This window comes from Ruminobacter sp. RM87, from assembly GCF_000701925.1.
Classification (GTDB): Bacteria; Pseudomonadota; Gammaproteobacteria; order Enterobacterales; family Succinivibrionaceae; genus Ruminobacter; species Ruminobacter amylophilus.
Genome location: NZ_JNKD01000089.1, coordinates 1 through 6,108 on the forward strand (window position 1 = coordinate 1; position 6,108 = coordinate 6,108).

At 45.2% G+C, this 6,108-nt stretch carries 4 protein-coding genes; 3 read left to right on the top strand and 1 reads right to left on the bottom strand.

The genetic code is table 11. From position 1 onward, the window contains the following. The first annotated feature begins 358 nt into the window (after nt 1–358). The 3 genes from clpP (at nt 359) to lon (ending at nt 5,408) form a co-directional block, all read left to right on the top strand. Nucleotides 359–973, top strand: a complete 615-nt coding sequence (gene clpP / locus T489_RS0111735) for an ATP-dependent Clp endopeptidase proteolytic subunit ClpP (protein WP_031580210.1) — start codon at nt 359–361, stop codon at nt 971–973. A gap of 17 nt (nt 974–990) precedes the next feature. Then, on the top strand, nt 991–2,277 hold the full coding sequence (clpX, locus tag T489_RS0111740; RefSeq protein WP_031580211.1) for an ATP-dependent protease ATP-binding subunit ClpX: 1,287 nt from the start codon (nt 991–993) through the stop codon (nt 2,275–2,277). A gap of 254 nt (nt 2,278–2,531) precedes the next feature. Next, complete coding sequence (gene lon, locus T489_RS14475) at nt 2,532–5,408, top strand: endopeptidase La (RefSeq protein WP_051622109.1); 2,877 nt, start codon at nt 2,532–2,534, stop codon at nt 5,406–5,408. Nucleotides 5,409–5,569: 161 nt separating this feature from the next. Here lon and T489_RS15280 read toward each other — a convergent pair. After that, a partial coding sequence (locus T489_RS15280) for a hypothetical protein (RefSeq protein ID WP_031580213.1) occupies nt 5,570–6,108 on the bottom strand: 539 nt, incomplete at its 5' end.

Genomic DNA, 6,108 nt, shown 5'->3' on the forward strand with positions numbered 1-6,108 from the left:
GTCAGTATTTTCTCTCTCCCTGATGCTCAGTTTTTCAATCAGATACCGGGGCTGTTTACTGTTCTCCGATGTGAGGAAGAATGAAGAACGGTCTTTACGAACCGACTGCGTTATGAGCACCGGTAAACCGGTTTTAACGTACGAACTGAGGTTCGGATCTTTAATTCTGTCGTAATTTTAAACAAATAGACGCCGTGCGATATGTAATATGTGTTCTATGGTGTGTTTTGAGGCTGTCGTTATGTAATTATTTAACATTTTCATATATAATTGTGCCTCAGTTATTCTGCGGGCTTCATGTTAGGTTCCGCCCGTTTTCTGATACAGAATTTTTTTAAGAATTTAGAGGAATTGGATTATGTCAGCAAACACTGATTCAACCACTATGTCCACACTGGTTCCTTACGTTATAGAACAGACTGCAAAAGGAGAAAGATCATATGATATCTACTCCCGTCTGCTTAAAGACCGTATAATCTTCCTTACCGGAGAGGTAGAGGATCATATGGCTAATCTGATCTGCGCTCAGCTGCTTTTCCTTGAATCAGAAGATCCTGATAAGGATATCTACATGTACATCAACTCTCCTGGCGGTGTCGTTACCGCAGGTATGAGCATCTATGATACCATGCAGTTTATCAGACCTGATGTTGTTACCGTATGTATGGGACAGGCCTGCTCAATGGGCTCATTCCTTCTTACTGCCGGTGCAAAGGGCAAGAGATACTCTCTTCCAAGTTCAAGAATCATGATTCATCAGCCGCTCGGCGGATTTAAGGGACAGGCCTCCGACATTGAAATCCATGCCCGTGAAACTTTAAGAATCAAGGATGAATTAAACAAGAAGCTTGCTTTACACACTGGTCGCACCTATGAGGAAATTCTTGCGGCAACCGACAGAGATAACTTCATGTCTGCCGAAGAAGCAAAGGACTTCGGTCTGATTGATGATGTAATTACCAAGCGTCCATAATTCATTAAGGTTGTCAAATGTCAAATAATAAAGATAATAAGAACGAACCGTTACGCTGCTCCTTCTGTAACAAATCTCAGTTCGAGGTACGCAAGCTTATCAAGGGGGTAGACCAGGGCGTTTACATCTGCAATGAATGTATTGACCTGTGTAATGATATTATTACCAAGGACCGTCTCAAGTCTGAAGCTTCAGAACGCAAGGGCGATATCTCCAAGGAACTGGAAGCTCTTCCTACTCCGCATGAAATCAAGGAACATCTTGACGACTATGTAATCGGTCAGGAAAGAGCCAAGAAGATCCTTTCCGTTGCGGTATACAACCATTACAAGCGTCAGCTGGTTAACGACAAGTATGACGGTGTTGAACTCAACAAGTCCAACATTCTGCTGATTGGTCCTACCGGTTCAGGCAAAACCCTGCTGGCACAGACTCTTGCCCGTCTGCTCAACGTTCCTTTCGCCATGGCCGACGCCACAACCCTTACAGAAGCAGGCTATGTCGGTGAAGACGTTGAAAACATCATTCAGAAGCTTCTTCAGAACTGTGACTATGACGTTGAAAAGGCTCAGCGCGGTATCGTGTTCATCGATGAAATCGATAAGATTTCCCGCAAGTCCGATAATCCTTCAATTACCCGTGACGTAAGCGGCGAAGGTGTGCAGCAGGCACTCCTCAAGCTTATCGAAGGCACTATCGCTTCCGTTCCTCCTCAGGGCGGCAGAAAGCATCCTCAGCAGGATTTCGTACAGGTTGATACCTCAAAGATTCTGTTTATCTGCGGCGGCGCGTTCGCAGGTATCGACAAGATTGTCGAAAAGCGTGTGGAAAAGAACTCAGGTATAGGCTTCAACGCCACCGTTTACGGCAAGGAAGACGAACTTAATTTAAGTGAGAAGATTGCCAAGGTTGAACCGGATGATCTCACCAAGTTCGGTCTTATTCCTGAATTCATCGGCCGTCTGCCTGTAATTGCAACTCTCGACGAACTCGGCAAGGAAGCTCTCATTAACGTTCTTACCGAACCTAAGAATGCGATTACCCGTCAGTTCAAGGCTCTTTTCAAGCTTAACAAGGTAACTCTCGACTTCACTCCTGACGCTCTTTCAGCCATGGCTGAAAAGGCAATGGAACGTCATACCGGTGCCAGAGGCCTGCGTTCAATCGTTGAATCAATGCTTCTTGATACCATGTATGATCTTCCTTCAAGCACTGAAGTGGCCAAGGTTATTATTGACGGTGAAGTGGTTAACGGAATCAAGGATCCGGTTCTTATCAGAGATGATGAGTTCTTCAAGAAGTAACCGCTGAGACTGCCGGCACCGCTCCCGCGTCAGACCGGCTGCAGCTCTTTAATACAGTAGAAAATTAGCCGGGTATACGAATATCCGGCTTTTTAGTGTGCCGGACACATGCGGTTTTATGTTGATAGGTTGATTAATAGCCAAACGCACCTTAAAAATGTGCTGTTCTTCTTGAAATTAGCTATTATCAGCCATATTTAAATACTGTATATTATATTTAACATAAGATATAAAAGGGCAATAAGGAAAATTTTATGGTCCAGAGAAGAAGAAAAGTGAATTTTTTACCGGTGATAGGGATAAATTATCCCGTAATACCGATGTCAACCCTTCCTATTACCCCGACTGCACGTACACAGAAGATACTGGAAGAATCATATGAGTCTCAGAGTGAACTGATAATAATCTATCACGCTGATGAGACGCTCAAAGACTGTTCTGTTGCCGAAATGCAGGAATGCTACGGCTGGCTTGCACACGCTGACAGCAGGGAAACATTCAGTGACGGCTCAGTATCATACGTACTGAATGTCGGCAGTCGCGTTACCGTGAAGGATATCAATCGCATTACTGATTTTGTGAGCGACGGTAATTTCGAAATCAAGGCTACTCATGAACCTCTGTATCTCGTTCCTTTTGATGAGGAATTCGCCAGCGAAAGTATGGTACGCAAGGAACTTCTGGACCAGTTCAAGAAGTTTAACCAGAGTCATAACGCTGCAGGTCCTGATTCCGTAAGACTTCTTGAAACATGCCCGTCTTTCAATCTCTTCTGTGACAGTATTGCCATCACCATTCTTTTCGATGAAAAGCAGAAGGCCGAGTACATCGCTCTCAAGAGTGAAAATGAACTTGCTGATTTTCTGATGACCGTGATGACCATGGATGCAAAGAATCAGAAGATGATGGACAAGATTCGCGATCGTGCCAAGGAAAGCATTGAGATAAACCAGAAGATTTATTTCCTGAGCGAACATCTCAAATCAGCTCAGCAGGAACTCAAGAATCTTAAAAATTCCAAGGCTTCCATTGACGGTGTCGAAGTACCTCTCAATGAAGACGGTCTTCCTGACGACGGTGACGAAGTCGCTCAGCTCAGAGCCAAGATCAAGGAAGCAGGCATGCCTGATGACGTTACCGAAAAGTGTAATTCAGAACTGCGCAAGCTTGCAATGCAGCCGGGATTCAGCCAGGATGCCGCCATCAGCAGAAACTATATTGAAACCATTCTTGCTCTGCCGTGGAACAAGAGCTCCGAACTCAAGAAAGATCTTAAGGGTGCTGAAGAAATTCTCGATCACGACCACTACGGTCTCGACAAGGTAAAGGAAAGAATTCTTGAATATCTGGCAGTACAGAACCGTGCCGACAGACTTCATGCTCCTATTATCTGTCTGGTTGGACCTCCGGGGGTTGGTAAGACCTCTCTCGGTATGTCCATTGCTAAGGCTACCGGCAGAACCTACGTGCGTGTTGCTCTCGGCGGTATGCGTGATGAAGCGGAAATCCGCGGTCACAGACGTACCTATGTCGGTGCTCTTCCGGGTAAGATTATCCAGAAGCTCATGAAGTGCGGCGTCAAGAATCCGCTGTTCCTTCTTGATGAAATCGATAAGATTTCAACAGACAGCTACAGGGGGGACCCGGCATCAGCACTTCTTGAAGTACTGGATCCGGAACAGAACAAGAACTTTACCGATAACTATCTTGAAGTCGATTTCGACCTGTCTGACGTAATGTTTGTTGCTACCTCAAACAGCCTGAACATTCCGCCTGCACTGCGTGACCGTATGGAAATAATCGACCTCAGCAGCTATACCGAGGAAGAAAAGCTTCATATTGCCAGAAATCATCTGATTCCAAAGCAGATGCGTGACAACAATGTGAAGGAAGAGGAAATCACCTTTACCGATGATGCCGTTCTCACTCTGATCCGCAACTATACCAGCGAAGCCGGTGTGCGTAATCTTGAAAGAGAAATCGGCAGACTATGCAGAAAGACCGTAAAGGAAATCATGCTGAGCGGCGGTAAAATTACTCATGTCGAGATCAACGGTGAAAGCGTTAAAAAGATGCTCGGTCCGTGGGTGTTCGATCATACCGATATTACTCTTGATAACAAGGTGGGTATTGTCAACGGTCTGGCATATACTTCAGTCGGCGGTGAAATTCTTACCATTGAAGCTTCATGCATTCCGGGGTTTGGCAAGCAGGTTTATACCGGTAAGCTCGGCGAAGTTATGAGAGAATCAATCTCTGCAGCCTTTACCGTGGTTCGTTCATTTATAGCAAATCTCGGATATACCCCTAAGTATTTTCGTCAGAACGATTTCCATATTCACTGTCCTGAAGGAGCAATTCCCAAGGATGGTCCGAGTGCGGGTATCGCCATGTGTACCGCTATCATCAGCGCCATCACTGGCACTCCGGTGCGCGGTGACGTGGCCATGACCGGTGAAATCACTCTTCGCGGTGAAGTTCTGCCGATTGGCGGGGTTAAGGAGAAACTCATCGGAGCCGTAAGAGGCGGGGTTAAGAAGGTTCTTATTCCGTTCGGCAACGTTAAGGATCTTGAAGATGTACCTGAATCAACCCGTAAAGCATTAACCATAGTTCCGGTTAAGCATATTTCAGAAGTGTTCAGGGAAGCACTGGCCGGTGAAATCAAGAAGTACGTGCCTAAGGATAAGAATGCCGATTCAGGCGCGGATCTTCCTAATGATGAAGATGAAGGTGATAATGCATTTGACGATGCTCATGAAAAGAGTGCTAAAAAATCTTCAGCCTCTTCTGCAGGAAAGAAAACTCCGGCTAAGAAAACAACCAGAAAAAGTCCTTCAGCTTCCAAAACCGGAAAAACATCCGGTACTTCCGTAAAAAAGGAAGAAGAAAACACTGAGGCCGGTGAGTCGGGTTCTGAAAAGCCCGCTGCCAGAAAGAAAACTTCCACGGTCAGAAAGACTGTAAAGAAGACTCAGGCAGCTCAGAGTGAGCAGAACGGTCTTGATGCCGGCATGGGAGATAAGCTCTCTAAGGCCGGGGATGAATTTATCAGAGGCGGGGATGACATGGTCAGATCCGGAGATGAATTTACCGACGGTCTTGATGATGAGAACCTTGAAATCTCTTAAGCTCTCTGAATCTGTCGCTGCGGATAAATATATCGGTAAATCCGCAGGTCTATAGGCATATACTGAACTCCCGACTGTTTTACTATAGTCGGGAGTTTTTTTGCTGACATAAAAGCAAAGAGTCTCCCACAGTAATGTAAGAGAATCTTTAAATGTACTTTTTATGAGAAGTTATTACTAAGATATTCCAAATTTTCCTGTATCCGGTTTATTTCAGTCTTGATTTCATTAATCTTTTTCTTGGCATTGTTCATGCTGTCGACAAGATCGTTAGAGTTCTTTACCAGATTTTCATGCTGACCTACCACGCCGTTGTCATCTGAACATGAATATTTGAAGTTGGCAATAAGCGCGCCTATCTCATTCTGTGCTTCAGGCATTTCGGAATAAAGATTGTCAGCCCATTCCTCATATTCAACAATGAACACGCCCACCGACTTGCGGTCCTTGACGATTTCGTCATAGTTGTCGGAACCGAGGGCTTCAAGCACCTTCTTTTCAACCAGGGACTGGTAGGTCAGAAGGTTAAGCATTACATTATCAACGTAGTCATCAAAAACCTTAAGCTTGAGTTCCTGAATCATCTGTCTGAAAACGGGGAGCCACGCAATGAAGTCAGCCTGACTCTTGTTGGCCTTGATGGTAAGCTCCATGTTCTGTCTCTTCAGATCAGGGATGGTATCGATAATATCAAGGTAAC